We start from the raw sequence: 24,458 nt of genomic DNA, 5'->3' as shown, positions 1-24,458 counted from the left end.
TGGTTGTTTGCGCTTACCAGTACCTGGATACTCCGGTAGGATGTAAATCCAGGGAAACATCGGCTGACTGAACCGCCATGCGGTTTAGGCCAGTATAGATAATCCGTACCGCTTCTTCAATCCGTTGCCAACCTTCTTCGGTAGCTAGGTTAATACCCATAAACGTACGGTTATTTTTAGAGAGCAACGTCAGATAAGCCATTGCACCGGCCATAATGGCCGATACAGCTTGTACATCAGCTCCTTTTACGAAGGCAAGCTGTTCGACTAAGCGGGTCAGTTCCTCATCAAAGGCTTTGCTCACTTCATCCGCCAAAGAGCTATCTTCCGTGACCGTCGCTCTTACAATTTGGAAAGCCGCCGGAAACTGACGAAAGAAGCGAAACGAGTGGACTAGTTGTTTATACCATAGCTTGGCTAAGTCGTTTTCGTGAACCGGGCGCAACTGCTCCAGGGTAACCGGATTCAGCAATGGAAACAAACGCCCCATCTTAACGTAATAACTCAGCAAACCGTCAAGTCCGCCAAAATAGCGGTAGATAAGTACTTTGCTTACGCCAGCTTTTTCAGAGATCCGGTTTATGCCAATGCCGTCAATTCCTTTTTCGGCTATAACCTCTTCAAGAGCATTGATAATTCGTTGTGACGTCTGCGCACGATTCCGTTTTGCTTTTTCCATAGGTAGGATGTTTGTTAGTCCTCAGTTACTAATCAGACGCTGAACGCAAGGTAAAGTCACATAGAGGTTACAATTATCTTCAATATTTCATTAAAAAAAGAACATAACTTATTTCTCGGCGGACTTAAAAGCTGGATGTGCCTATCCAAAGGCCAATAAAAAAGGAACCCCAATTGGGGTTCCTTTTTTACTTATTGTTTATAACGGATTAAACCGTTTCCCGTTTTTTAGTCCGTGTAAACTTCTCACGGGTTTCAACAAACGATTCGTATTCCTCTTTTGAATTGACGATAATGTTGTTGTACCGCCGTGCACCCGTACCAGCCGGGATCAGGTGACCCACCAACACGTTTTCCTTCAATCCTTCCAGATAGTCGGCTTTACCGCGGATGGAAGCCTCACTCAATACTTTGGTCGTTTCTTGGAATGAAGCGGCCGACAGGAAGCTTTCTGTACCCAGAGAAGCTTGCGTAATACCCTGCAGGGTCGGCTGTGAAACCGCCGGCATGGCATCCCGTACTTCGACAATCTTCATATCCCGACGTTTCAGGCTGGAGTTTTCATCGCGCAGACGACGGACCGAGATGATCTGACCAGCTTTCAGGGAATCTGAATCACCCGGATCCGTAACGACTTTCATGTTCATGATCTTGTCGTTTTCCGTCCGGAATGTCCACTTATCCACCGATTGCATATCCAGGAAGATCGTGTCGCCAGCGTCCATGATCTCAACTTTTTGCATCATCTGACGAACAATCGCTTCAATGTGCTTATCGTTGATTTTCACACCTTGCAGACGGTATACTTCCTGAATTTCATTCACCAGGTACTCCTGCACCGCGGTCGGTCCTTTGATCGACAGGATGTCTGACGGCGTAATGGCGCCATCCGACAGCGGATCGCCCGCCCGTACGAAGTCGTTATCCTGCACCAGAATGTGTTTCGACAACGGTACCAGGTATTTCTTCTTCGTACCGTCTTTCGACTCGATAAAGATCTCGCGGTTACCCCGTTTGATCGTACCGTAAGTAACAACACCGTCGATTTCGCTGACAACCGCCGGGTTCGACGGATTACGCGCTTCGAACAATTCTGTTACCCGTGGCAGACCACCCGTAATATCGCGGGTTTTACCAACGTTACGCGGAATTTTCGCCACCGGCTGACCGGCTTTGATGTCCTGGCCGTTTTTAACGACCAGACGAGCACTTACTGGCAGGTTATACCCTTTCTCCGTCGTATCTTCCAGCAGCGTGCTGGTGCCTTTTACAACGATTGCCGGGTTTTTGGTTTTATCGCGGCTTTCGATGATCACCATTTCCTGGAAGCCAGTCTGTTCGTCAAACTCCTCCCGGTAGGTAATTGCTTCTTCAATCGCTTCAAATTCCACTTTACCCGTCAGTTCGGATAAGATAACGGCGTTGTACGGATCCCAGGCACAAAGTTCATCACCCTTCTTAACCGGCTGATTTTCTTTTACGCGCAGGAAAGCACCATACGGAACGTTGTTACTAATCAAAATCAGGTTCGGATTAGCCGGATCAACGATCTTCACCTCGCCAGAACGACCCATAACGACCGTAATCGGGTTACCTTCGTTGTCAACGGATTCAACCGTCCGCATTTCTTCGAACTGAACGATACCGTCAAATTTAGCCCGGATCGAAGCGTCAACCGCGATGTTAGAAGCCGTACCACCCACGTGGAAGGTACGAAGCGTCAACTGCGTCCCTGGCTCACCGATGGATTGCGAAGCAATGACCCCTACGGCTTCACCAATGTCGACCATCCGACCCGTTGCCAGGTTCCGACCGTAGCATTTTGCACAAACGCCTTTCTTGGCTTCACAGGTCAATACCGACCGGATTTCAACGGTTTCGATACTGGTTTCGTCGATAGATGCCGCAATTTCTTCGTTGATCTCGCTACCACCAGCTACAATCAGCTCTTTCGTCAGCGGATTGTATACATCATGAACCGTTACCCGGCCCAGGATACGCTCTGACAATGGTTCGACAACATCCTCATTATCTTTCAGGGCCGAGATCTGCAGACCCCGGAGCGTACCGCAATCATCTTCTGTGATAATCACATCCTGCGCAACGTCGTGCAGACGACGTGTCAGGTAACCGGCATCGGCCGTTTTCAAAGCCGTATCCGCCAAACCTTTCCGTGCACCGTGCGTCGAGATGAAGTATTCCAATACGTCCAGACCTTCTTTGAAGTTCGACAGAATCGGGTTTTCGATGATCTCACCGACTGAACCTTGCAGGTTCTTCTGCGGTTTGGCCATCAGACCCCGCATACCGCCCAACTGACGAATCTGTTCGCGGGACCCCCGTGCACCGGAGTGCATCATCATGAAGATCGAGTTAAAGCCCTGCTGATCGGCTTCCAACTGCTTCATCAGGGTTTCCGTAATCCGGCTGTTAACGCGCGTCCAGATATCAATTACCTGGTTATACCGCTCGTTTTCCGTGATCAGACCCATCAGGTAGTTGTTCCAAACGCCTTCTACTTCCTGCTTGGCCTCTTCGATCAGTTTCTCTTTTGCATCCGGGACTTTTACGTCGCTCAGACCAATTGACAAACCACCTTTGAACGCCATCTGGAAGCCAAGCTCCTTGATATCATCAAGGAACTGAGCCGTTTTTGAACCACCGGCAATTTTAAAGATATGGGCAATGATCTGCTGCAGTTTTTTCTTGGTCAGCAGTTCATTGATGTAACCGACTTCAGTTGGAACGGATTGGTTGAACAGAACCCGACCCGCAACCGTTTCGATCAGTTTTGTTTCAAGTTCCCCTTTCTCATTCCGAACCTGCGTCCGGACTTTGATATTCGCGTGTTTCGAAAGTTTCTTTTCGTTGATGGCGATAATGACTTCTTCAGGTCCGTAGAACGTCATGCCTTCACCAACAATCGGATATTCCGGTGTACTCCGGCGCCCTTTCGTTACGTAATATAAGCCCAACACCATGTCCTGCGACGGTACAGTAATCGGCGCACCGTTGGCCGGGTTCAGGATGTTATGCGACGCCAACATGAGCATTGACGCTTCCAGGATGGCTTCCTGTCCCAGCGGAACGTGAACGGCCATCTGGTCACCGTCAAAGTCAGCGTTGAAAGCCGTACAAACGAGCGGGTGCAGCTGAATTGCTTTTCCCTCGATCAGTTTCGGCTGGAAAGCCTGAATACCTAATCGGTGCAGCGTTGGAGCCCGGTTCAGCAGAACCGGGTGGCCCTTCAGTACGTTTTCCAGAATATCCCAGATAATCGGGTCTTTCCGGTCAACGATTTTCTTCGCTGATTTTACGGTTTTGACAATACCGCGCTCGATCAGCTTACGGATGATAAACGGCTTGAACAACTCAGCCGCCATGTCTTTGGGCAGACCGCACTCGTGCAGTTTTAATTCAGGACCTACAACGATTACCGAACGACCTGAATAGTCGACCCGTTTACCGAGCAGGTTTTGCCGGAACCGTCCCTGCTTTCCTTTCAGCATGTCGGACAGCGACTTCAGGGCCCGGTTTCCTTCCGAACGAACGGCGTTGACCTTCCGTGAGTTGTCAAACAGCGAATCGACGGCTTCCTGCAACATCCGCTTTTCGTTCCGTAGAATAACTTCCGGCGCTTTAATTTCAATCAGACGCTTCAGACGGTTATTCCGGATGATCACCCGGCGATACAGGTCATTCAAGTCGGAAGTTGCAAAACGGCCCCCATCCAGAGGGACGAGCGGACGCAGTTCCGGTGGAATAACGGGCACCATCCGAATCACCATCCATTCCGGCCGGTTTTCGACGCGGGTGTTGGCATCCCGGAAGGCCTCAACAACTTTCAGCCGTTTCAACGCTTCTGCTTTCCGTTGTTGTGATGTATCTGTAGCCGCAGCGTGACGCAGGTTATACGACAATTCGTCCAGATCTACCCGCGACAGCAGCAGTTCGAGCGCTTCCGCACCCATTTTTGCAATAAACTTCTGCGGATCAGAATCCGGCAGCAGTTGGTTGCCACTCGGCAGTTTATCAACAATATCCAGGTACTCATCTTCCGTCAAGAAGTCCAGTTCCTGAACGCCGTCTTCGCCCTTGATACCCGGTTGAACAACAACATACCGTTCGTAGTAGATAATCTGATCGAGCTTCTTGGTTGAAAGGCCGAGCAGGTATCCAATTTTATTGGGAAGGCTCCGGAAATACCAGATGTGTGCCACTGGAACAACCAGCTCAATATGACCCATCCGTTCCCGACGCACTTTCTTCTCCGTCACTTCGACCCCACAGCGATCGCAGATAATGCCTTTGTAGCGAATACGTTTGTACTTACCACAATGACACTCCCAGTCTTTAACCGGGCCGAAGATCCGCTCACAGAACAAACCGCCCATTTCGGGCTTGTAAGTCCGGTAGTTGATCGTCTCCGGTTGCGTCACTTCACCATACGAACTCTCCAGAATGGACTCGGGCGAGGCCAGGCTGATCAGCACTCTGGAAAAGTCGCTGTTGAGCTTCTTATTCTTTTTGAATGACATTGGATGGAGTTTTATTGGGTGAAAATATTCTTGTAGCCGTTTTCCCTACCAGCCAGCTGGCTGGTAGGGAAAGTCGACTGTGTTAATCCATTGTAACCTCAAGGGCCAGACCGCGCAATTCGTGCACCAACACGTTGAACGATTCCGGAATGTTGGGTTTCGGCAAGTTCTCGCCTTTTACAATGGCTTCGTAGGCTTTAGCCCGGCCTACTACGTCGTCGGATTTGACAGTCAGAATTTCCTGGAGGATGTGCGAAGCCCCAAAGGCTTCGAGCGCCCATACTTCCATTTCTCCGAACCGCTGACCACCGAACTGTGCCTTACCACCCAGCGGCTGCTGGGTGATGAGGGAGTAAGGTCCAATCGAACGAGCGTGCATTTTATCGTCAACTAAGTGACCCAATTTCAGCATGTAAATTACACCGACAGTAACCGGCTGATCAAACCGCTCACCCGATAAACCGTCGTACAGGTAGGTCCGTCCGAACGAAGGCAGACCGGCTGCATCCAGTTCAGCAACGACCTGATCTTCGGTTGCACCGTCGAAAATGGGTGTCGCATATTTACGGCCCAGTTTTAGACCCGCCCAACCTAAGACGGTTTCGTAAATCTGACCAAGGTTCATCCGGGATGGTACACCAAGCGGGTTCAGTACGATATCGACCGGCGTTCCGTCTTGCAAGAAGGGCATGTCTTCATCGCGAACAATCCGGGCAACAACCCCTTTGTTTCCGTGACGACCAGCCATCTTGTCACCCACTTTCAGCTTCCGCTTTTTGGCAACATAAACTTTCGCCAGTTTCACGATACCCGCCGGTAGTTCATCACCCACTTCCAGTGTAAACCGTTCGCGTTTGAAGCGCCCCGTGATTTCGTTCCGGCGGTTGTTATAGTTTTTGACCATCTGAGTCAACAACTTGTTGGTATGCGGATCATCCGTCCAGCCTTCGATCAGCAAATCCCCCAGCAGGTTGACTTCCTCCGGTACCGAGTAGCTACTTTCGTCGCGGTACGGGTTTTTATCCGGGAACAGGTTGTCAGAGATATTTTTCCGGGTAAACTTAACACCTTTGCTCGTGATGTTATCGCCGAACTTGTGGTTGATGCCTTGTGACGTTTTGCCTTCCAGCAACGTCGACATCTTGTTGATCATCTTCTCGCGAACACCGACCAACTCCCGGCTGTAGCGTTTCATCAAGGCCTTGATCTCATCCTTATGCTTCGAACGCTCATCTTTGTTCGGGCGGGAGAACAGCTTCGTATCGATAACTACTCCTTTCAGCGACGGCGGTGCTTTTTTGGAAGCATCTTTCACGTCACCGGCTTTGTCACCAAAGATGGCGCGGAGCAGTTTTTCTTCCGGCGTAGGATCACTTTCTCCTTTCGGCGTAATCTTGCCAATCAGGATATCGCCTTCCTTCACTTCCGTACCGACACGGACAATACCGTTCTCATCCAGGTTGCGAACGGTTTCTTCTGAAACGTTCGGAATTTCCGCGGTCAGCTCCTCTTCACCACGTTTGGTATCCCGTACTTCGAGTTCAAACTCTTCGATGTGGATTGAGGTAAAGATATCTTCACGAACAACCCGCTCCGAGATTACAATGGCATCCTCAAAGTTGTATCCCTGCCAGGGCATGAAAGCGACTTTCATGTTCCGACCCAAGGCCAGCTCACCACCTTCTGTTGCGTATCCTTCGCAAAGCGGTTCGCCTTTCTTTACTTTCTGACCTTTCAGCACCATCGGCTTCAGGTTGATGCACGTATCCTGGTTCGTCCGGCGGAATTTAATTAGGTCGTAGGTTTTCAGATCATCGTCAAAGCTAACCAGACGCTGATCATCGGCCAGATCGTAGCGAACCACAATCTTGGTTGAATCCACGAAATCGATAACACCGTCTTCCTCAGCAATCACCAATGCCCGTGAATCGATCGCAACCCGTCCTTCCAGACCCGTTCCGACAATGGGAGCCTGTGGCCGCAGCAGCGGAACCGCCTGCCGTTGCATGTTTGATCCCATCAAGGCCCGGTTAGCATCATCATGCTCCAGGAACGGAATCATCGAAGCCGCCACCGAAACGATCTGGTTCGGCGCAATATCCATGTAAGTAACGCTTGTCGGCTCCGACATCGGGAAGTCACCTTCAAAACGTGACTTGATCCGGTCGCCGGTCAGCGTGCCTTGCGTATCAACGGTTGTATTGGCCTGAGCAATGTAATGCGTATCTTCCTCTTCAGCCGTCAGGTATTTCACGGGTTGATCCTGCGCTACCTGGCCGCTTTCGATAATCCGGTACGGGGTTTCGATAAAGCCCATACTGTTTACTTTTGCGTACACGCAAAGCGACGAAATCAAACCGATGTTCGGTCCTTCCGGCGTTTCAATCGTACACAGACGTCCGTAGTGCGTGTAGTGAACGTCACGAACCTCGAAACCGGCCCGTTCGCGCGACAGACCACCGGGTCCGAGTGCCGACATCCGACGCTTATGCGTCACTTCGGCCAGCGGATTCGTCTGGTCCATGAATTGCGACAGCTGGTTTGTTCCAAAGAACGAGTTGATCACCGAAGACAGCGTCCGGGCGTTGATCAGATCAACCGGCTTGAAGTCTTCGTTATCACGAACGTTCATCCGTTCTTTGATGGTCCGGGCCATCCGCGCCAGACCTACACCAAATTGCGCGTACAATTGCTCCCCTACCGTCCGGACGCGCCGGTTGCTCAGGTGGTCAATATCATCAACAACGGCTTTGGAGTTGATCAGACCGATCAGGTACTTCACGATGGAAACGATATCTTCCGTCGTCAATACTTTGGTGTCAGCGGCTACATCCAGACCCAGTTTTTTGTTGATCCGGTAGCGACCTACATCACCCAGGTCATAGCGTTTGTCCGAGAAGAACAAACTCTGAATGATCTCACGGGCGGTTTGCTCATCTGGTGCCTCCGTGTTCCGAAGCTGGCGGTAGATCTGCTCAACAGCTTCTTTTTCTGAGTTGGAGCTATCTTTTTGCAGCGTATTATAAATGATATTATAATCCGCTACGTTCATATCCTCCTTATGCAGGATGATCGATTTCTGACCGGAGTCGGTAATGGTATCGATGTGATCGGAAGTAACAACCGAGTCGCGTTCCATCAGGACCTCATTCCGGCTAATTGATACTACTTCACCCGTATCCTCATCCACAAAGTCTTCCGTCCAAGTCCGCAAAACCCGCGCGGCCAACCGACGGCCAACGATTTTCTTTAGGTTGGCTGGAGTTGCCGGTATTTCTTCAGATAAACCGAACAGATCAAGAATTTCCTTATCCGAACCAAAGCCAATTGCCCGCAGCAGCGTCGTAACTGGAAATTTCTTTTTCCGGTCGATGTAGGCATACATGACATTGTTAACGTCGGTCGAGAATTCTATCCAGGATCCTTTAAACGGGATAATCCGTGCTGAATACAACTTCGTTCCATTGGTGTGTTTGCTCATCGAGAAGAACACACCCGGTGAACGGTGCAATTGAGAAACAATTACCCGTTCTGCTCCGTTAATGACGAACGAGCCTTTCGCCGTCATATAAGGGATGTTACCCAAAAACACTTCCTGCTCGATTGTCTCGAAGTCTTCGTTATCGGCATCGTTGCATGAAAGCCGTAATTTAGCTTTCAGCGGTACCGAATACGTCAGACCCCGATCGATACACTCATCGACGGAATATTTAGGGGGATCAACCGAATAATCAATGAATTCCAGCACAAAATTTTCGCGGGAATCTGATATCGGAAAATTTTCTTGAAAAACTTTAAACAAACCTTCTTTCGAACGATTATCAGAAGGGGTGTCTAACTGAAAAAAATCTTGGAAAGATTGTATCTGAACATCCAAAAAATCCGGATATTCGATCACTGGTTTGATTTTCGCAAAGCTTATACGCGCAGTTGTTTTCGTAGCCAAGACTTCGTTGCGTTTAGTTGTAGTGATCGATAATAACTCGTCCGCTTAGGTATATACTATTGAATATACAAAGAGGCATAAACGGACAACGTAATTTACAGGAAAATAGTTTGCATTCCCGTCTGTACAGCGCAAAACTCCCCAAACAGGAAAAGACCTGACATATGCCAGGCCTATTCCCGGGGGAGAGAGTAAATCCCTAAGCAGGGTTATTTTACTTCAACTTCTGCTCCGGCCTCTTCCAATTGCTTCCGCAGTGCTTCTGCTTCGTCTTTGGCAACGCCTTCTTTTACTGGCTTCGGTGCACCGTCAACCAGTTCTTTTGCTTCTTTCAGACCCAGACCGGTCAAGTCTTTCACCAGCTTCACAACGGCCAGTTTGCTGGCACCAGCTGATTTTAGGATCACGTCGAATGACGTTTTTTCAGGAGCAGCAGCAGCATCGTCGCCACCACCTGCTGCACCACCAGCTACCATTACCGGAGCGGCAGCAGCCGGCTCAATACCGTATTCGTCTTTCAGAATAGCAGCCAGTTCGTTAACTTCTTTTACCGTCAGGTTGACAAGCTGCTCTGCGAACGCTTTCAAATCTGCCATTTTCGTATTCTTGATTAGATTGTTACAAAATTGATTTTAGAATGTACTTACAAGCCGGGCGGTGGACCATTAAGCCGCTTCGCGTTCCGACAGTGTTTTGAGGATACCGGCCAGTTTGTTGCCACCACCTTGCAAACCAGAAATAACATTCTTGGCGGGCGATTGCAACAGGGCGATAACATCGGCGATAAGCTCGTTCTTGGTTTTCAGCGTCAGCAGCGTATCCAGTTGGTCAGCACCAACGAAGAGGCTATAGTCTACAGAAGCACCTTTCAGCTTTAACTTATCGTTACCGGCTTCTTTGCGATAATCTTTAATCAGCTTAGCTGGAACTTTGCCAGATTCAGCGTGAAACATTACGCCCGAGAAACCTTTCAATACCGTGCCATCAAAGGACGAGTAATCCGTATCCAACGTTTCGAGTGCTTTCCGGATCAGTGTGTTTTTCACAACCAGGTATTCAATACCACGGTCAAAACACATCCGGCGCAACTGATTTACTTCGGCAACCGTCATGCCACTGGCATCGGTGATGTAGAAGTAGGGAACCGATTTGAACTTTTCGCTCAGTTCCTCAATGATTGCTCCTTTTTCTTCCCGTGTCATGTTACAGTCCTGATACCGTCGTTTTGTCAATTACTACACTCGGACTCATTGTGCTTGACAAATGAATCGTTCTTACATACGTACCTTTCGAAGACGAAGGCTTCAACCGCAGCAGGGTTGCGATGATCTCCTGCGCGTTTTCAGCCAGCTTATCCGGTCCGAATGACACTTTGCCAATGCTGGTGTGAATGATACCGAACTTATCGACTTTGAAGTCAATTTTACCGGCTTTCACTTCCCGAACGGCTTTACCTACTTCCGGCGTTACCGTACCCGATTTCGGGTTTGGCATCAAACCACGTGGTCCTAATACCCGTCCCAGCTTACCGACTTTGGCCATAACGTTCGGCATCGTGATGATGACATCGATATCCGTCCAGCCTTGTTCGATTTTGGTAATGTATTCATCCAGCCCTACATAATCAGCACCAGCTTCTTTTGCTTCGGCTTCTTTATCCGGCGTGCACAGCACCAATACCCGAACGGTTTTACCCGTACCATGTGGCAAGGTGGCTACACCCCGTACCATTTGATCCGCTTTCCGAGGATCGACGCCCAAACGAACATCGATGTCAACCGAAGCGTCAAACTTCGTATAAGAGATTGTCTTTAAAATCTCGGCTGCCTGCGCCAATGAGTACTCTTTCGCAACGTCATATTTGCTCTGAGCCTCTTTTTGTTTTTTAGTCAGTTTTCCCATGATCTTCTCTGAATTTGACTGCTGAAATTAATTGTCCCAGGGAGCTTTCCCCGATACCGTAATACCCATACTCCGGGCGGTACCGGCAATCATCTTCATTGCAGCTTCAACGGTGAAAGCGTTCAGGTCAGGCATTTTCGTTTCAGCAATTTGCTTCACTTGATCCCAACTGACTGAACCGACTTTGTTCCGGTTCGGCTGAGCCGATGCGGTTTTCACTTTAGCGGCCTCCATCAACAGGATGGGTGCAGGCGGTGTTTTGATGACAAAATCGAATGATTTGTCTTTGTAGTACGTGATCAGTACCGGAAGGACCGTGCCCATTTTATCCTGTGTCCGTCCATTGAACTGCTTGCAGAATTCCATGATATTTAGACCCTTGGAACCCAGCGCCGGTCCAATCGGAGGAGAGGGATTGGCTTGTCCACCCTTCACCTGCAATTTCACGTAGCCAGCTACTTCTTTTGCCATTGCTTCTGGTTTGTTACGCTAAGCCCTGCGAATGACTAGCCGTCCAGTGGGAAGCGTACGACGGCATTGTCTCGGGCATAGCCAGTTTATATTTCCTTTTCTACTTGTGCGTAACTCAGCTCTACAGGGGTATTTCTACCGAAAATTTTGACAACCACATTCAGCTTTTTACGTTCGTCGAATACTTCTTCGACTGTACCGATAAAGCCACTGAATGGCCCGTCAACCACTTTAACCGACTCTCCCTTCAGGAAGGAGACCGTAGGAGTTGCTACTTCCTGCGTTACCTCTTCGACTTTACCCAGAATACGGTTTACTTCCGCTTGACGCAACGGAACCGGAATTTTGGTCGGTCCGTTAGCATTACCGAGAAAGCCCAAAACGCCGGGCATACTGGTAATTACGTGCATTACTTCACCGTTGGAGAGATCGGCAGAAATTAAAATATAGCCCGGAAAGAAGGTTTTCTCACGAACCCGTTTCTTTCCGTTGCGCATTTCGTACACTTTTTCAGAGGGAATTAGAATCTGTGGAACAAAGTCACCCAAACCTTGTCTGGCAATCTCATTCTCCAGATACGATTTGACTTTCTTCTCCTGGCCAGAGACGGCCCGGACGACATACCATTTTATTCCGCTTTCCATCGTGAAGTAATTACGATTTTAATTGCTACTGTATGATTACTGCAATTCAGTCACACAGAGGCAATTCTGATCTGGCATCAGAACGATTGATAAAAAAGAGTCAATGCGTTCTCAAACAAAAAATCGATGCCTCCTACCAGCAACGCAAAGATCAATGATGCTACTAATACCAGTGTAGAACTAGCTTGTAGATCACTAAACTTTGGCCATGTAACATTATGCTGAACCTCCTCCCAGGAGTCTTTCAGAAATGAGGAAACCTTGTCCATCTGTGATGTGATTGGCACGGGTGGAGAGATTCGAACTCCCATCAACGGTTTTGGAGACCGCTATTCTACCCTTGAACTACACCCGTGTTTAGTAGAAGAAAAAGAAAAGAGGTAAGACAAAAGATTTGAAGCCTAGCCTTTTATCTTATTTCTTTTCTCTTTGTCCTTTGTTGACCGCCGAAACGGACTGCAAAGTTACTGATTATTTAGAAAAAAACAAGTGCACTCCCCGAAAGAAATGCACTTGTTTGAGGTATTCTAATTAGTCGAGGATTTCAGTTACCTGACCAGCACCAACCGTCCGGCCACCTTCGCGAATAGCGAAACGTAAACCTTTCTCCATGGCGATCTTATTGATCAGCTGTACCTCGATGGTGATGTTATCACCAGGCATCACCATCTCAACATTAGCTGGCAGCGAAATCTCACCCGTTACGTCCGTGGTACGGAAATAGAACTGCGGACGGTATTTGTTAAAGAACGGCGTGTGACGTCCTCCTTCTTCTTTTGACAGAACGTAAACCTCAGCTTTGAACTTAGCGTGCGGTTTTACCGAACCGGGCTTACAGATAACCATACCCCGACGGATATCGGTTTTCTCAATACCACGGAGCAGCAGACCTACGTTGTCACCGGCTTCACCACGGTCCAGAATTTTCCGGAACATTTCAACACCCGTTACAACTGATTTCAGGTTTTCAGCACCCATACCCAGGATTTCAACTGGCTCGCCTGAGTTGATGATACCCCGCTCGATACGACCCGTAGCAACCGTACCACGACCCGTGATCGAGAATACGTCTTCCACCGGCATCAAGAACGGCAGATCTGTCTGACGAGGAGGCAGCGGAATGTAGCTATCTACATTGGCCATCAGGTCTTCGATCGTAGCAACCCATTTAGCATCGCCATTCAGACCACCCAGTGCAGAACCCTGAATAACCGGAATGTTGTCGCCATCGTATTCGTAGAAGCTCAGCAGTTCGCGGATTTCCATTTCAACGAGTTCCAGAAGCTCCGGATCGTCAACCATGTCCACTTTGTTCATGAAAACAACCAGCTGAGGTACGCCTACCTGACGCGCCAGCAGAATGTGTTCACGAGTTTGGGGCATCGGGCCGTCCGTAGCAGCCACAACCAGGATAGCACCGTCCATCTGAGCAGCACCCGTAACCATGTTTTTCACATAGTCAGCGTGACCCGGACAGTCAACGTGTGCATAGTGGCGGTTTTGTGTTTGATATTCTACGTGCGAAGTATTGATAGTAATACCACGCTCTCTTTCTTCCGGTGCGTTGTCAATTGACGAAAAATCGCGTTTTTCAGCCAGACCTTTTTCTGACAACACTTTCGTGATGGCAGCAGTCAGCGTCGTTTTACCGTGGTCAACGTGACCAATCGTACCAATATTGACGTGCGGCTTGGAACGGTCAAAATTTTCTTTAGCCATTGTTGGAAAAGCTTAAATTGAACTGGTTATTAATTATTTGAAATTTAGCCGTTTCTGAGCCGTTGAGGGGATTTGAACCCCTGACCTCTTCCTTACCAAGGAAGTGCTCTACCCCTGAGCTACAACGGCTTTTGTACTGCTTTACTACGAAAATGAATAGCGTAAAAATGAAAATGATTGACTCGTCAAATTCACCATACACTATTCATTATCTGGAGCGGGAGACGGGGCTCGAACCCGCCACCTGAAGCTTGGAAGGCTACCGCTCTACCAAATGAGCTACTCCCGCTTTTTGGTTTATGATACGTCGACTTGTACCTTAAACATCTTTACTGTGGGGAGTGGAGGATTCGAACCTCCGAAGGCGTTCGCCAGCAGATTTACAGTCTGATCCATTTGGCCACTCTGGAAACTCCCCTTTTAGCCTAAAAAAAGCACTTTTTATTGTGCCCCCGCTGGCACATCTGCCAATGGAGTTGCAAAATTACATCCTTTTTTTGCTAAGTCAACTATTACCTTGAAATAAATTTAAATTTATACTCCAATAGCCAAAAAAGAGCCGCATCCGATGGGATCAGATGCGGTTAAATTATAAACAAAATCATAAACTGATGCCAAAACTCAGTGCTCTTACGTCAGGCCCCTTCCCGCTCTGAAACAGAGGATTCAGATCGTATTTGGCGAAGAAGTTAGTGCGGGCGATACCTATATGAGCAATCAAGCCGTACCGGAAATCATTTAAATAAAAATTCGAATGTTGTCGCTCTTTGTTGCCGTCCTGCTCTTTTATTTTCGTGTAGCTGTCGACCCGGTATCCACCGTAGGCCCCGAATCCTAGGTGGCCTAACTTACGGCCACTGTTGTTGTAAAAACTGAGTCTTGGTACAACCGGCAGATTGACTGAACATACCGTCAATTTGCTTTTTTGCAAATTACGACCCGCTTCGGTAAACTCAACGCCAGTGTTACCTTTTTGAACAATTATATCGTTTTCAAACATGTAATTATTCCAGGATACTTCCAACCCATAGAAGAGCTTGAATGAAACGTGCTGACTACGGGCGATGGTTGGCGCCTGACTTAAGGCCAGGCTAATGTACCGAGAACCTAACGGTCGAAGTTGATAATTTTCAGAAGGATAGTTTGGCGTAGCGCTTTTCTGCACGAGGGTGTTTAAACCTAATCCATTCCCTCCTACACCGATATCCCACGTGTCTTTTTTACGACGTCGGGTACGGTTGCGATTGGACCAATTCGAGTCATCTTCATCACTGGAGCGATCGTAGTTCCTACCTTCCGATTCTTTGATGGTTACCTGCACTTCACCGTTTTTCTGCGTTACAACTAGTACAGTATCCTGTAGATACCGCTGCACTTTGTTTTCATCAATCACAATAAACGTCTCTCCTGCCCGGGCCGAATCCAATTTCATGCCCATGTCCCGGATGATTTTGTTAATGTCGAAATTAGACAACTGCCGAATTCCCTCTTTGTCGTTGGAGTGAATTACCAACCGGGTTTTATTACCAAACAAAATAACCAGCGAATCGGCTTTAAAGCTTTCGGGAGTGGCCCAGGCCATACTTCCGAATAAGAGTAGAATGGTGGTGAATACGGATTTCATGGTTCTATTTGTTGCTTGAGTTTTTTCTGAATGTGTTCTGCCGCAGGTTATCATACGAATCAGAAATCTTTTCTTTTCCTTCCTGCACTTTTTCGCTGGCGCGAGCCATTAAGACTCCGGGCTGAATGCCTACTTCTTCCCATTCCACGGGTTCGCCAGCTTTGAGCTTGCTGAATTGCCGAAGTACCCGACCAAGCCGGAAGCGTTTCTTACGGGGTTGTTCTTCACTGATTTCAATCCGACTGGAAGATTGTGGTTCATCCGCAGTTGCTACCGATTTGTCTGCTTGAATTTCCGGCGTGGCTACTTGAACGACTAAGGTTCTTTCAGGTTCTCTTAACCTTTCCTCAACACCCCGGACCTCCGTCGTCAATAACTCTTCCGATATCACCGGAAGAACTGACGTTGCTGTTCTAGGCAGCTCTTCTATTTTCTTACCCGGCTGATGTGGATGCTTAGCTACTCTATCTTGAACATCAACAGGCTTTTTATGGGCTGTTTTAGGCTCTACAGCCGGCTCTATATCGGCAATTCGCAAACCTGATTCGACACCTACTTTATTAGGCTGTTCTCTTTTCGTTATCTGCTGCGCTATGGGGGATGATGTACTGTTTTTTCCGTCCGATTCATTGTCTGACCAGATCCACCACGTAGCCAGTAAGACCACGGACACGCTAGCGGCAGAAGCATACCACCAAACAAAGGATGATCGTTGCGTCTCTTTGGCATTCATGCGACGTTGCAGCTCTTCCCACGTAGCTTTCTCCGGCTTTAAACCGTGCTCTCTCAGCTGATTGGCAAACAGATCGTCAATAGGATGATTGCTCATAACTTATCGATTTTTTTTTTACTTCTGCCTGCGCTACCAAACGTTGTAAAAAGGCCCGGGCGCGGTGCAGTTGCGATTTGGATGTACTTTCTGTTATGCCCAGCACATCGGCTATTTCAGCATGGCTGTAGCCTTCAATAGCATACAAATTAAAGACGGTTTTATAGCCAGCGGGCAGTTCTTCCAGCAGGTTCAGCAGATCGTCGGCCAGTAAATTTTGATCCGCGTAAACGGCATCGGTTTCAACCGGAGCATCTTCCAAAGCGATTTCAGACCTCCATTGTTTATTTCGGCGCAGATACATCAGTGACTCATTCACCATAATCCGCCGAATCCACCCTTCAAAACTTCCTTCGTTTTTGTACTGACCTATTTTTTCAAAGATCCGCATAAAGCCGTCCATCAGTATTTCCTCTGCTTCATAGCGATTCGACACATACCGGACGCATACCGTCAACATTTTGGATGAATACCGGTCAAACAACGTCTTCTGCGCCCGGCTGTCCGCCCGTTGCAGTGCCGCTATCAGCTGTGTTTCTGTTGAATACCCCAGTAAGCGTCGAATCATGCAGGTTAATGACCGTTTACAGTAGCAAGATGCAAGCCAGGCCCGGTCAGGTTGCACGAACCCTAAAATTTTTTCAAAAAAGAAGCCCGACCAAATGGCCGGGCCTAAGTCCGTTAAAATTCTGTTCTCTTTTCGGGATCGTAGGAAATACCCGATACGTAATGGAGCCAAAGAACGCGCGAGAGACGAAAATTGACCGGTGTAATCAAAACAAGCAACGGGCAAATGATTAGTACATATGTCCAGCCATCGGGATCATTAAGAGCATAAAATATCAGGAAACCCGCTACGAGAGCGACCCCTCCTGATAGCGCGTAACTAACAAACATAGCCCCCCAGAAGTAACCTGGCTCGATTTCGTACCGTAATCCACAGTTAGGACAATGCTCGTACATTTCGTCGAAACGCCGAATGTTGTACAACGAGTATTTGAAAATTTTACCCTGTCTACATCGAGGACATAGCCCGGCGGACACGGCTTGAGATTTCGAGACGTTTGCCATGTTCTTTTTTGCTGGTTCTAATCCACAAGAAAATTATAACGGCTACCAGCAAATACGGCATCACAAATAAATACAGAATGCCTGTATTCAAACCGACAGCGACCTGATTCCGTCCATTACTCATGGTACTTTCCACCGTACCCCGGCACATTGCGCACTGAGCCAGTGTATCAACTGCGCTTAAAAAGTATAGAATCCCGAGCGCCAGAAAACCTCTCCAACTCTTCATATCTCAGAATATTAATGCTGATAGTAAGGAGCTATCATAAAATAAACAACGACCCCCGTTATACTGACATACAACCAAATGGGATATGCCCACCGTACAACGGCTTTGTGTTTTGTGATCTGGCCACTCAATGCGAAATAAACCGCACGTAGTACAAACCAAACAACAACAACAGATAATATGATATGGCTAACTAGTAAAAAGTAATAGACCGGCCTAACCATACCTTGTCCCCCAAACGGTGTTGACTCATTCGACAAGTGGTAAAGAACATAACTAACCAGAAACAATGAACCTAGTGTAAAGGCCAGCAGCATAGTCGTTCGGTGCGCGCTGACATTCTTTTGTTTGATGAAATAAAGCCCTGCTAGCAGAAGTATCGCCGTCATTGAGTTAATGATAGCATTAATATGCGGCAAATACGTCGTCCAGGTACCTAGATCTATTTTCTGTCTGATGCCCAACAGCAAAGCCACCACAGCCGGAATCGCAATGGCCAGTATGTTGATTAATCGATTGTATTTTTTGTTTTGTTCGATTTGCAGGGTTACCATATAAAGGTGAGCTTACTACTTAGAGATGATATCCAATAAAACTCGTGTTTCCAGAATTAAACGGTCTACATCCGCTTTATCCGTACCGTTGTAAAAACCTCGTATGCGCCCTTCCGTATCTACTAATACCAACCCCTCATACAACGTAAAAGTTTCGTTCTTCCGGCCCGTCATCGGTCGCTGTTTGATCCGGTAATACTGTTCCGCAATAAAGGTCGTTTCCAACGTATCAGGCTTTGCAATCAACCATTTATCCGGCTGCACTTCGTTCATTCTTAACACCTGTTCAGTCACCGAATCCTTGTCAACGTAGGATAGCAGCATTACGCTAGGATTTTCAGTAAAGACGTCCTGAACGCGGTTTAACTGCCCGGCGATTTTTGAGCAGGTCGTGTCGCAGCTCAATCCGAAAAATGAAGCGATATATACTTTTCCCCGAATTGAGTTGGTGGAGAAGGTTTGATTGCGTTGAAGCGTACCTGCTATCGGTGGCACGGCATAGAACACCGTATCCTGACCATTATCCCCAAATAAAGTTTTCTTGGCAGGACGGGTTTCAATTTTCCCCGTCTTGGCATCAATGACCGGGAAAAAGGTTTGCAGTGTAAACTGATTTTCCCCGAATACTTTCAGAAACAAAAAAATAAAAGCCGGAACCACCAACAGGAGTAGGAGGATTCCGGCCTTTAAAAGACGCGTCATACTATCTTGCGATATAGATGAAACCGCCCTCCATTAGCAGAGCGAGCATCAGCCAGACTACGAAGATACAGGGCAGAATGATAGCCCAGATGAGTGACTTAGTCTCATGCTTTAAGTGCATAAATTCTCCAACAATATAGAACGCTTTCACGATGGTCATCAAAACGAAGATTGACGTTTTTAAGAAACCAGCATGCAGCGTAAATGCGATCAAGAACTCAAAAGCCGTTAGTACGGAAAGAATGATAAAAGTCCTCCAGATGCCTTTGGTTTGCGGTTCAGCAATGACGCCGTGTTCGTGATCGTGGTGATGTGAGCTATGATCTGCCATGATTTTATATTGCTGAATGTGTTAAACCAGATAGAAGAACGTAAAGACAAATACCCAAACCAAATCGACAAAGTGCCAGTACAGACCTACTTTCTCAACCATTTCGTAATGGCCCCGTCGCTCATACAATCCAAAAGAGGTCCGGTAAAAGATCAGAATGTTCAATACAACTCCGCTCAATACGTGCGTACCGTGAAAGCCAGTGATGAAGAAAAATAGGTCCGCAAAAGCCGGAGGGCCGTATTGATTTTCAACCAAGTTAGCTCCGAAGATCGTGCGCTCAACCCATTGTCCGTTAACAATCTCGCGAATAACCGTGCCTTCATCCGTTCCGTGAATAAAGTGTGACCACTCCCAAGCCTGGCTCCCGAGGAAAGTTATACCACCCAAAATCGTCCAAAGCATGTACTTTTCTACTGCGGCCCGATCCATCCGGTGACCAGCTTCAACAGCCAATACCATTGTCACGGATGAGAAGATCAGGATAAACGTCATGATACCAACGAAGACGAGGGGCAGTTCCATACCGTGTAGGAAAGGAACGGCTTCATATACCTTTTCTGGAATCGGCCAGTAAAGGTTAGAAAAATGAAAATCCCCGTGTACAGCCGGATCATAAGCCGGATAACTGAAGCGGATCAGCCCGTAGGTAACCAATAAGGCCGAAAAAGTGAAGGTATCCGAAATCAGGAAGAACCACATCATCAGCTTGCCGTAGCTCACTTTCATCGGTTCCACTCCACCCATCCAGGTCTTCTTGTCAAATACTGGCGCGTCGGTTGTTGCAGTAGCAGCCATGCTTTACAGAAATTGAATCAATTAAAATACAGTAAAAAGCCAAATAAATAGACCCACAGAACATCAAGGAAATGCCAGTAAGTCGCACAAATTTCAATCTGGTTCAGGTTTTTTGAGTGGATTTTCAACTGAAAAGCGGCCCGCAATGCAAACAAAATTACGATGAGACCGCTAACAAGGTGAAACGCATGAAGACCCGTAAAAACGTACATGAATGATCCGGCGGGGTTGCCGACAAAAAATACGTTTTGAGCTACCAAGTCTTGCCAACCCACAAATTGCATGACCAAAAAGGCCAACCCGAACGCAAAAGTAATAGAAATTGCTGTTCTCAATACCCCCAAATCATCTTTTTTTGCCGCTCTGTAAGCCCAATGCATGGAAGCACTGCTAATGAGCAGAACAACCGTACTATACCAGAAAATAGACGGTATTTCAAACTCCAGCCAGTTTCCCTCTGCCCGACGTACAAGATAAGCACTTGTCATGGCCGCAAACAACATCACAATACTCACAACAAAGAGCCAGAGAATGAACTTTTTAGGGTTCATCGACAAGGTTTCTTCCGGCTCTTCTGCCACTGACATAATTTTAACCGTTTCGCTCATAGTTTGTTATAATTTGTCTAACAAGAAGGCGATCTGAACAATTGGCAAATACAGGAATGATCCAAACATAATCTGTAAAGCTGCTTTGTCCGTCCGCTTTCTCATTAAATAGAACGTCTGAGCCAAAAATAGAATTCCGCAAACGGTAGCAACAAGGGCTGAATTTATGCCTGTCATTCCTAGTTCATAAGGAAGCCAGCCAACCGGTAACAGACACAAAGTACAAATCATAATCTGCAGTGCCGTACTTAAATCTTTGCCTCCCACAGATGGTAAAAGTTTGTAACCGGCTTTTTTGTAGTCGGTATCAGCTACCCAGGCGATGGCCCAAAAATGCGGGAACTGCCAGAAAAATTGGATCGCGAATAAGATACCGGGCTCCAGACCATAGTGGTTCGTTGCCGCTACCCAACCAATCATTGGCGGAAAAGCGCCCGGTAAAGCACCCACAAAAACCGCAATGGGTCCGACACGCTTTAAGGGTGTGTACACAAACCCGTACAGAAGTAAAGAAAGGACGGACAGCGCACAGGCCCGCAGATTAAAGAAAACAATGAATAAATAGCAGGCAATGACAAACAACCCGAATGCAAAAACGGCGGCTTCCTGAACGCTTAAACGCTCCGTTGGCAGCGGTCGGCCAGCGGTTCGCTTCATGAGCTTGTCGTAATCTTTTTCGATGATTTGGTTGATGATATTTGCGGCTCCTGTCATTGCCAGCGAAGCGACAAATAGTAACCCTAACTTCAACCAATCGATTCGGCTTACCGCCAGACTGTATCCGTACATACCGGACAAGGCGACAAAGGCTGACAAGCGAAACTTCAGTAATTCAAAATAAGCTTTGCTTTTTAGAGCAAATGAACTGATACCAAGGCTTTTAGTTTGTTGCATTCTATACTTTTGAATAATGAGGCAAATGAGCCTCCTGATTCTTACTTATTCGATCAGCATTTAACAGCATCAAAGTGGTGAATTGAACACCTAAAATCACAATGGCCAGTGTCAAATGAATCGGTTGTGCAACGGCCGGAACCGCGAAATAAGCTAACACCACTCCCGACAGAATTTCGACCACAACCAACACCACTAAAACGTTTGTCAGGTTAGCAAGTAGGCCTTTGCCTTTTGAAAACTTTCTTAACTGGTAGATAACCGCTAAATGGAATGCTAATATAATCAGCGAAAAAGAGCGATGGACGTAAAAGCGATAATCTAAACTATCAATCCATCGATGCCGTTCACTGTAACCCATTCGTTGTATTACCTCATCAATCGCTTCACGAACCTGAGTGCCAATCAACACCTGAATCACCGAAAGAACCATAGTTATGAGTAAAATCCCGGTGACCAGTGATTTTTTCCCGGCTATTTGTTCCACTTCTGCATGACCGGTGTAAGAAACCGTCATCACATAGAGAAGAGAAAAAACCACTAGAATGGCTAGCAGCATGTGAAGTGTAACCAGGTACGGAGCTAATTCCGCTGCAACAACACGTGACCCCAGCCAGCCATTCAGGCCGATCAATATAAAGGACAACAGGCTTCCATAAAAAACCCGTTTATCGTTCTTTAGGTAAGATACTGAAGTAATTAATAAGGCAAATACCAGCAATCCGGAGAAAGCGCCTACTAATCGGTTGATATATTCAATCCAGGTTTTAGCTGCATTGAACTCAATCTCACCTTTTAGTTTTGCCCCGTAGATCTGCTGGTAGTTGGACGGTAACTGAGATGCTTCGGTTGGTGGTATCCACCGTCCAAAGCATCTTGGCCAATCTGGACATCCCATTCCGGAGCCCGTACTTCTGACTATACCACCTGCAATAATAACCAGATAGATGGTGATAACGGTCAGTAACGCCAGGCGCCGGAACAGGTGTTCACGTTTATTAGTGAGGCTGTTTGAACTGGTCATTGTAATTCTGTGCCTCAATCTCTTTTTCCAGAGCAATCAATGCATTCTCATGCGGCAAATTGGATTCTGGAGTTTGAGAGTAAGGAACATTCTGCGGGATAAAGTCGTCGTTTGCTCCCGGTTTGCTGTAATCATATGGCCAGCGATAAACTGCCGGAATTTCACCCGGCCAGTTGCCATGACCCGGATGAACCGGGGTTGTCCACTCCAGCGTATTAGAGCGCCAGGGGTTCTGAGGAGCTTTTCTACCACGGAAGATGCTATAGAAGAAATTCCACAAGAATAAAAACTGCGCCGTAAACGTGAGGATGGCTGCGATACTAACGAACATGTTCAAATCGCCAAAGGTCCTGAAGGCTTCATACGAGGTGAACGAATAATACCGCCGGGGGAAACCAGCAATACCGATGTAATGCATGGGGAAGAACACCAGGTAAATTCCAACAAACGTAAACCAGAAGTGGATGTAACCCAATGTCTTGTTCATCATACGCCCAAAGAATTTCGGGAACCAGTGATAAACTCCCGCCAAGAAGCCAAACGCTGAAGCAGCCCCCATTACCAAGTGGAAGTGAGCTACGACGAAATAAGTATCGTGCAATTGAATATCCAGCGCACTGTTCCCAAGAATAATACCAGTCAGACCACCAGAGATAAAGAAGGATACCAGACCAATGGAGAAAAGCATTGCAGGCGTAAACACAATGTTACCGCGCCACAGCGTCGTAATGTAGTTGAACGCTTTTACCGCCGATGGCACGGCAATAATCAGCGTCAAGAACATAAAGATTGAACCTAAGAAGGGGTTCATTCCCGTTACGAACATATGGTGTGCCCATACGATAAAGGCTAGGAAAGCAATACCAATCATGGAAGCAATCATAGCACGATAGCCAAAAATCGGTTTGCGGGAATTCGTCGCGATAATTTCAGACGTGATCCCTAACGCAGGCAACAGAACGATGTAAACTTCCGGGTGACCCAAGAACCAGAATAAGTGCTGGAACAGGATCGGACTCCCCCCTACGTTAGGCAGTGCTTCTCCACCAATATAAATTTCAGACAGATAGAAGCTGGTTCCCATGCTCCGGTCAAAGATCAGCAAAAGAGCCGCTGACAAAAGCACCGGAAATGAAATCAAACCAAGAATAGCCGTCAGCAGGAAAGCCCAGATAGTAAGCGGCATCTTGCTAAACGACATTCCCCGGGTCCGTAAGTTGATGACCGTCGTAATGTAGTTAATACCACCCAATAGCTGCGAGACAATGAACATGGCCATACTCATCAGCCAGAGCGTCATGCCTAATCCTGAACCGGACATAGCTTGTGGAAGGGCACTCAATGGTGGGTAGATAACCCAACCGCCTGATGCCGGTCCCGTCTCAATAAAGAGCGATCCAAACATGATCACACTGGATAAGAAGAAGAACCAGTAAGACAGCATGTTTAGGAAACCAGATGCCATATCGCGGGCACCGATTTGTAGAGGAATCAAAAAGTTACTGAAAGTACCACTCAACCCGGCAGTCAATACAAAGAATACCATGATGGTACCGTGCATGGTAACCAAGGCAAGGTAAAACTCCTTGTCTAGCTTACCAGAATCGTCGATCCAGTTTCCAAGGATTGGACGCAGCCATTCCAAGTTCATATTGGGGAAACCCAACTGTAAACGGAATAAGATGGATAACGAAGCACCAATAATGGCCCAGAACACACCTGAGAACATGTATTGCTTCGCAATTACCTTGTGGTCCTCCGAGAAAATATACTTCCTGATAAAACTTAGCTCTTCGTGGTGATCATGTTCTTCAACATGAACCGCGCCTGCTGCGTTCGTTTCAACGGATGCCATAATATCTAATTTTATAAGGTCGCTTATACTTGAGTTAATCG

At 47.4% G+C, this 24,458-nt stretch carries 23 protein-coding genes and 4 tRNA genes; all 27 read right to left on the bottom strand.

Going from position 1 to position 24,458, the window contains the following annotated elements; genetic code table 11:
- Window positions 1-13: 13 nt before the first annotated feature.
- The 27 genes from OQ371_RS09985 to OQ371_RS09855 all read right to left on the bottom strand — a co-directional run bounded on the left by OQ371_RS09985 (window position 14) and on the right by OQ371_RS09855 (window position 24,417).
- Window positions 14-679 (bottom strand): TetR/AcrR family transcriptional regulator, encoded by a 666-nt coding sequence (locus tag OQ371_RS09985; protein ID WP_265993615.1) that lies wholly within the window; start codon window positions 677-679, stop codon window positions 14-16.
- A 208-nt stretch (window positions 680-887) separates the two neighbouring features.
- Entirely contained in the window at window positions 888-5,216 is a 4,329-nt protein-coding gene (gene rpoC / locus OQ371_RS09980; protein ID WP_265993614.1) for a DNA-directed RNA polymerase subunit beta', read from the bottom strand.
- Window positions 5,217-5,298: 82 nt separating this feature from the next.
- Window positions 5,299-9,162: a DNA-directed RNA polymerase subunit beta gene (rpoB, locus tag OQ371_RS09975; RefSeq protein WP_265993613.1), complete on the bottom strand. Its 3,864-nt coding sequence runs from the start codon at window positions 9,160-9,162 to the stop codon at window positions 5,299-5,301.
- Between the two features lie 209 nt (window positions 9,163-9,371).
- Complete coding sequence (gene rplL, locus OQ371_RS09970; protein ID WP_111626412.1) at window positions 9,372-9,758, bottom strand: 50S ribosomal protein L7/L12; 387 nt, start codon at window positions 9,756-9,758, stop codon at window positions 9,372-9,374.
- A 69-nt stretch (window positions 9,759-9,827) separates the two neighbouring features.
- The gene (gene rplJ / locus OQ371_RS09965; RefSeq protein ID WP_265993612.1) at window positions 9,828-10,364 is read right to left on the bottom strand and encodes a 50S ribosomal protein L10; all 537 of its coding nucleotides are present in this window, start codon (window positions 10,362-10,364) and stop codon (window positions 9,828-9,830) included.
- 1 nt (window position 10,365) lies between these two features.
- Window positions 10,366-11,064 (bottom strand): 50S ribosomal protein L1, encoded by a 699-nt coding sequence (gene rplA, locus OQ371_RS09960; protein ID WP_265993611.1) that lies wholly within the window; start codon window positions 11,062-11,064, stop codon window positions 10,366-10,368.
- A 27-nt stretch (window positions 11,065-11,091) separates the two neighbouring features.
- A complete protein-coding gene (gene rplK / locus OQ371_RS09955) occupies window positions 11,092-11,535 on the bottom strand; it encodes a 50S ribosomal protein L11 (RefSeq protein ID WP_265993610.1) in 444 nt (147 codons plus the stop codon).
- Between the two features lie 86 nt (window positions 11,536-11,621).
- Window positions 11,622-12,179: a transcription termination/antitermination protein NusG gene (gene nusG, locus OQ371_RS09950; RefSeq protein ID WP_265993609.1), complete on the bottom strand. Its 558-nt coding sequence runs from the start codon at window positions 12,177-12,179 to the stop codon at window positions 11,622-11,624.
- A 77-nt stretch (window positions 12,180-12,256) separates the two neighbouring features.
- Window positions 12,257-12,448 carry a preprotein translocase subunit SecE gene (gene secE, locus OQ371_RS09945; protein WP_265994295.1) on the bottom strand — a complete coding sequence of 64 codons (192 nt, stop codon included), beginning with the start codon at window positions 12,446-12,448 and terminating at the stop codon, window positions 12,257-12,259.
- Between the two features lie 12 nt (window positions 12,449-12,460).
- Window positions 12,461-12,534, bottom strand: a tRNA-Trp gene (locus OQ371_RS09940).
- Between the two features lie 176 nt (window positions 12,535-12,710).
- Window positions 12,711-13,898 carry an elongation factor Tu gene (gene tuf / locus OQ371_RS09935; RefSeq protein ID WP_265993608.1) on the bottom strand — a complete coding sequence of 396 codons (1,188 nt, stop codon included), beginning with the start codon at window positions 13,896-13,898 and terminating at the stop codon, window positions 12,711-12,713.
- Between the two features lie 57 nt (window positions 13,899-13,955).
- A tRNA-Thr gene (locus OQ371_RS09930) sits at window positions 13,956-14,027 on the bottom strand.
- An 84-nt stretch (window positions 14,028-14,111) separates the two neighbouring features.
- Window positions 14,112-14,187: transfer RNA gene (locus OQ371_RS09925), tRNA-Gly, on the bottom strand.
- Between the two features lie 46 nt (window positions 14,188-14,233).
- Window positions 14,234-14,316 (bottom strand) — tRNA-Tyr (locus OQ371_RS09920).
- Window positions 14,317-14,499: 183 nt separating this feature from the next.
- Window positions 14,500-15,522, bottom strand: a complete 1,023-nt coding sequence (locus tag OQ371_RS09915; protein ID WP_265993607.1) for an outer membrane beta-barrel protein — start codon at window positions 15,520-15,522, stop codon at window positions 14,500-14,502.
- A gap of 4 nt (window positions 15,523-15,526) precedes the next feature.
- Complete coding sequence (locus OQ371_RS09910) at window positions 15,527-16,351, bottom strand: hypothetical protein (RefSeq protein ID WP_265993606.1); 825 nt, start codon at window positions 16,349-16,351, stop codon at window positions 15,527-15,529.
- The gene (locus OQ371_RS09905) at window positions 16,332-17,144 is read right to left on the bottom strand and encodes an RNA polymerase sigma factor (protein WP_310586629.1); all 813 of its coding nucleotides are present in this window, start codon (window positions 17,142-17,144) and stop codon (window positions 16,332-16,334) included. The genes OQ371_RS09910 and OQ371_RS09905 overlap by 20 nt, the downstream gene beginning before the upstream one ends.
- Window positions 17,033-17,314, bottom strand: coding sequence for a DUF983 domain-containing protein (locus tag OQ371_RS09900; RefSeq protein ID WP_265994293.1), 282 nt, complete (start codon window positions 17,312-17,314; stop codon window positions 17,033-17,035). The genes OQ371_RS09905 and OQ371_RS09900 overlap by 112 nt, the downstream gene beginning before the upstream one ends.
- Before the next feature lie 52 nt (window positions 17,315-17,366).
- Window positions 17,367-17,651, bottom strand: a complete 285-nt coding sequence (locus OQ371_RS26400; RefSeq protein WP_265993605.1) for a CAMCR motif-containing small membrane protein — start codon at window positions 17,649-17,651, stop codon at window positions 17,367-17,369.
- An 11-nt stretch (window positions 17,652-17,662) separates the two neighbouring features.
- Entirely contained in the window at window positions 17,663-18,205 is a 543-nt protein-coding gene (locus tag OQ371_RS09890) for a DUF420 domain-containing protein (RefSeq protein ID WP_265993604.1), read from the bottom strand.
- 15 nt (window positions 18,206-18,220) lie between these two features.
- Entirely contained in the window at window positions 18,221-18,907 is a 687-nt protein-coding gene (locus OQ371_RS09885) for an SCO family protein (protein ID WP_265993603.1), read from the bottom strand.
- A gap of 1 nt (window position 18,908) precedes the next feature.
- Window positions 18,909-19,238: a cytochrome C oxidase subunit IV family protein gene (locus OQ371_RS09880; protein WP_265993602.1), complete on the bottom strand. Its 330-nt coding sequence runs from the start codon at window positions 19,236-19,238 to the stop codon at window positions 18,909-18,911.
- Window positions 19,239-19,259: 21 nt separating this feature from the next.
- Complete coding sequence (locus tag OQ371_RS09875; protein WP_265993601.1) at window positions 19,260-20,036, bottom strand: cytochrome c oxidase subunit 3; 777 nt, start codon at window positions 20,034-20,036, stop codon at window positions 19,260-19,262.
- A gap of 17 nt (window positions 20,037-20,053) precedes the next feature.
- A complete protein-coding gene (locus tag OQ371_RS09870; protein WP_265993600.1) occupies window positions 20,054-20,644 on the bottom strand; it encodes a cytochrome c oxidase subunit 3 in 591 nt (196 codons plus the stop codon).
- Between the two features lie 6 nt (window positions 20,645-20,650).
- Entirely contained in the window at window positions 20,651-21,538 is an 888-nt protein-coding gene (gene cyoE, locus OQ371_RS09865; RefSeq protein ID WP_265993599.1) for a heme o synthase, read from the bottom strand.
- Between the two features lies 1 nt (window position 21,539).
- The gene (locus OQ371_RS09860) at window positions 21,540-22,562 is read right to left on the bottom strand and encodes a COX15/CtaA family protein (RefSeq protein WP_265993598.1); all 1,023 of its coding nucleotides are present in this window, start codon (window positions 22,560-22,562) and stop codon (window positions 21,540-21,542) included.
- Window positions 22,537-24,417, bottom strand: coding sequence for a cytochrome c oxidase subunit I (locus OQ371_RS09855; protein WP_265993597.1), 1,881 nt, complete (start codon window positions 24,415-24,417; stop codon window positions 22,537-22,539). The genes OQ371_RS09860 and OQ371_RS09855 overlap by 26 nt, the downstream gene beginning before the upstream one ends.
- Window positions 24,418-24,458: the final 41 nt, after the last annotated feature.

This window comes from Larkinella insperata (assembly GCF_026248825.1).
In the GTDB taxonomy this organism is placed as follows: domain Bacteria; phylum Bacteroidota; class Bacteroidia; order Cytophagales; family Spirosomataceae; genus Larkinella; species Larkinella insperata.
Note: the sequence above shows the minus strand (reverse complement) of the source record. Positions and strands in the feature narration are given on the sequence as shown.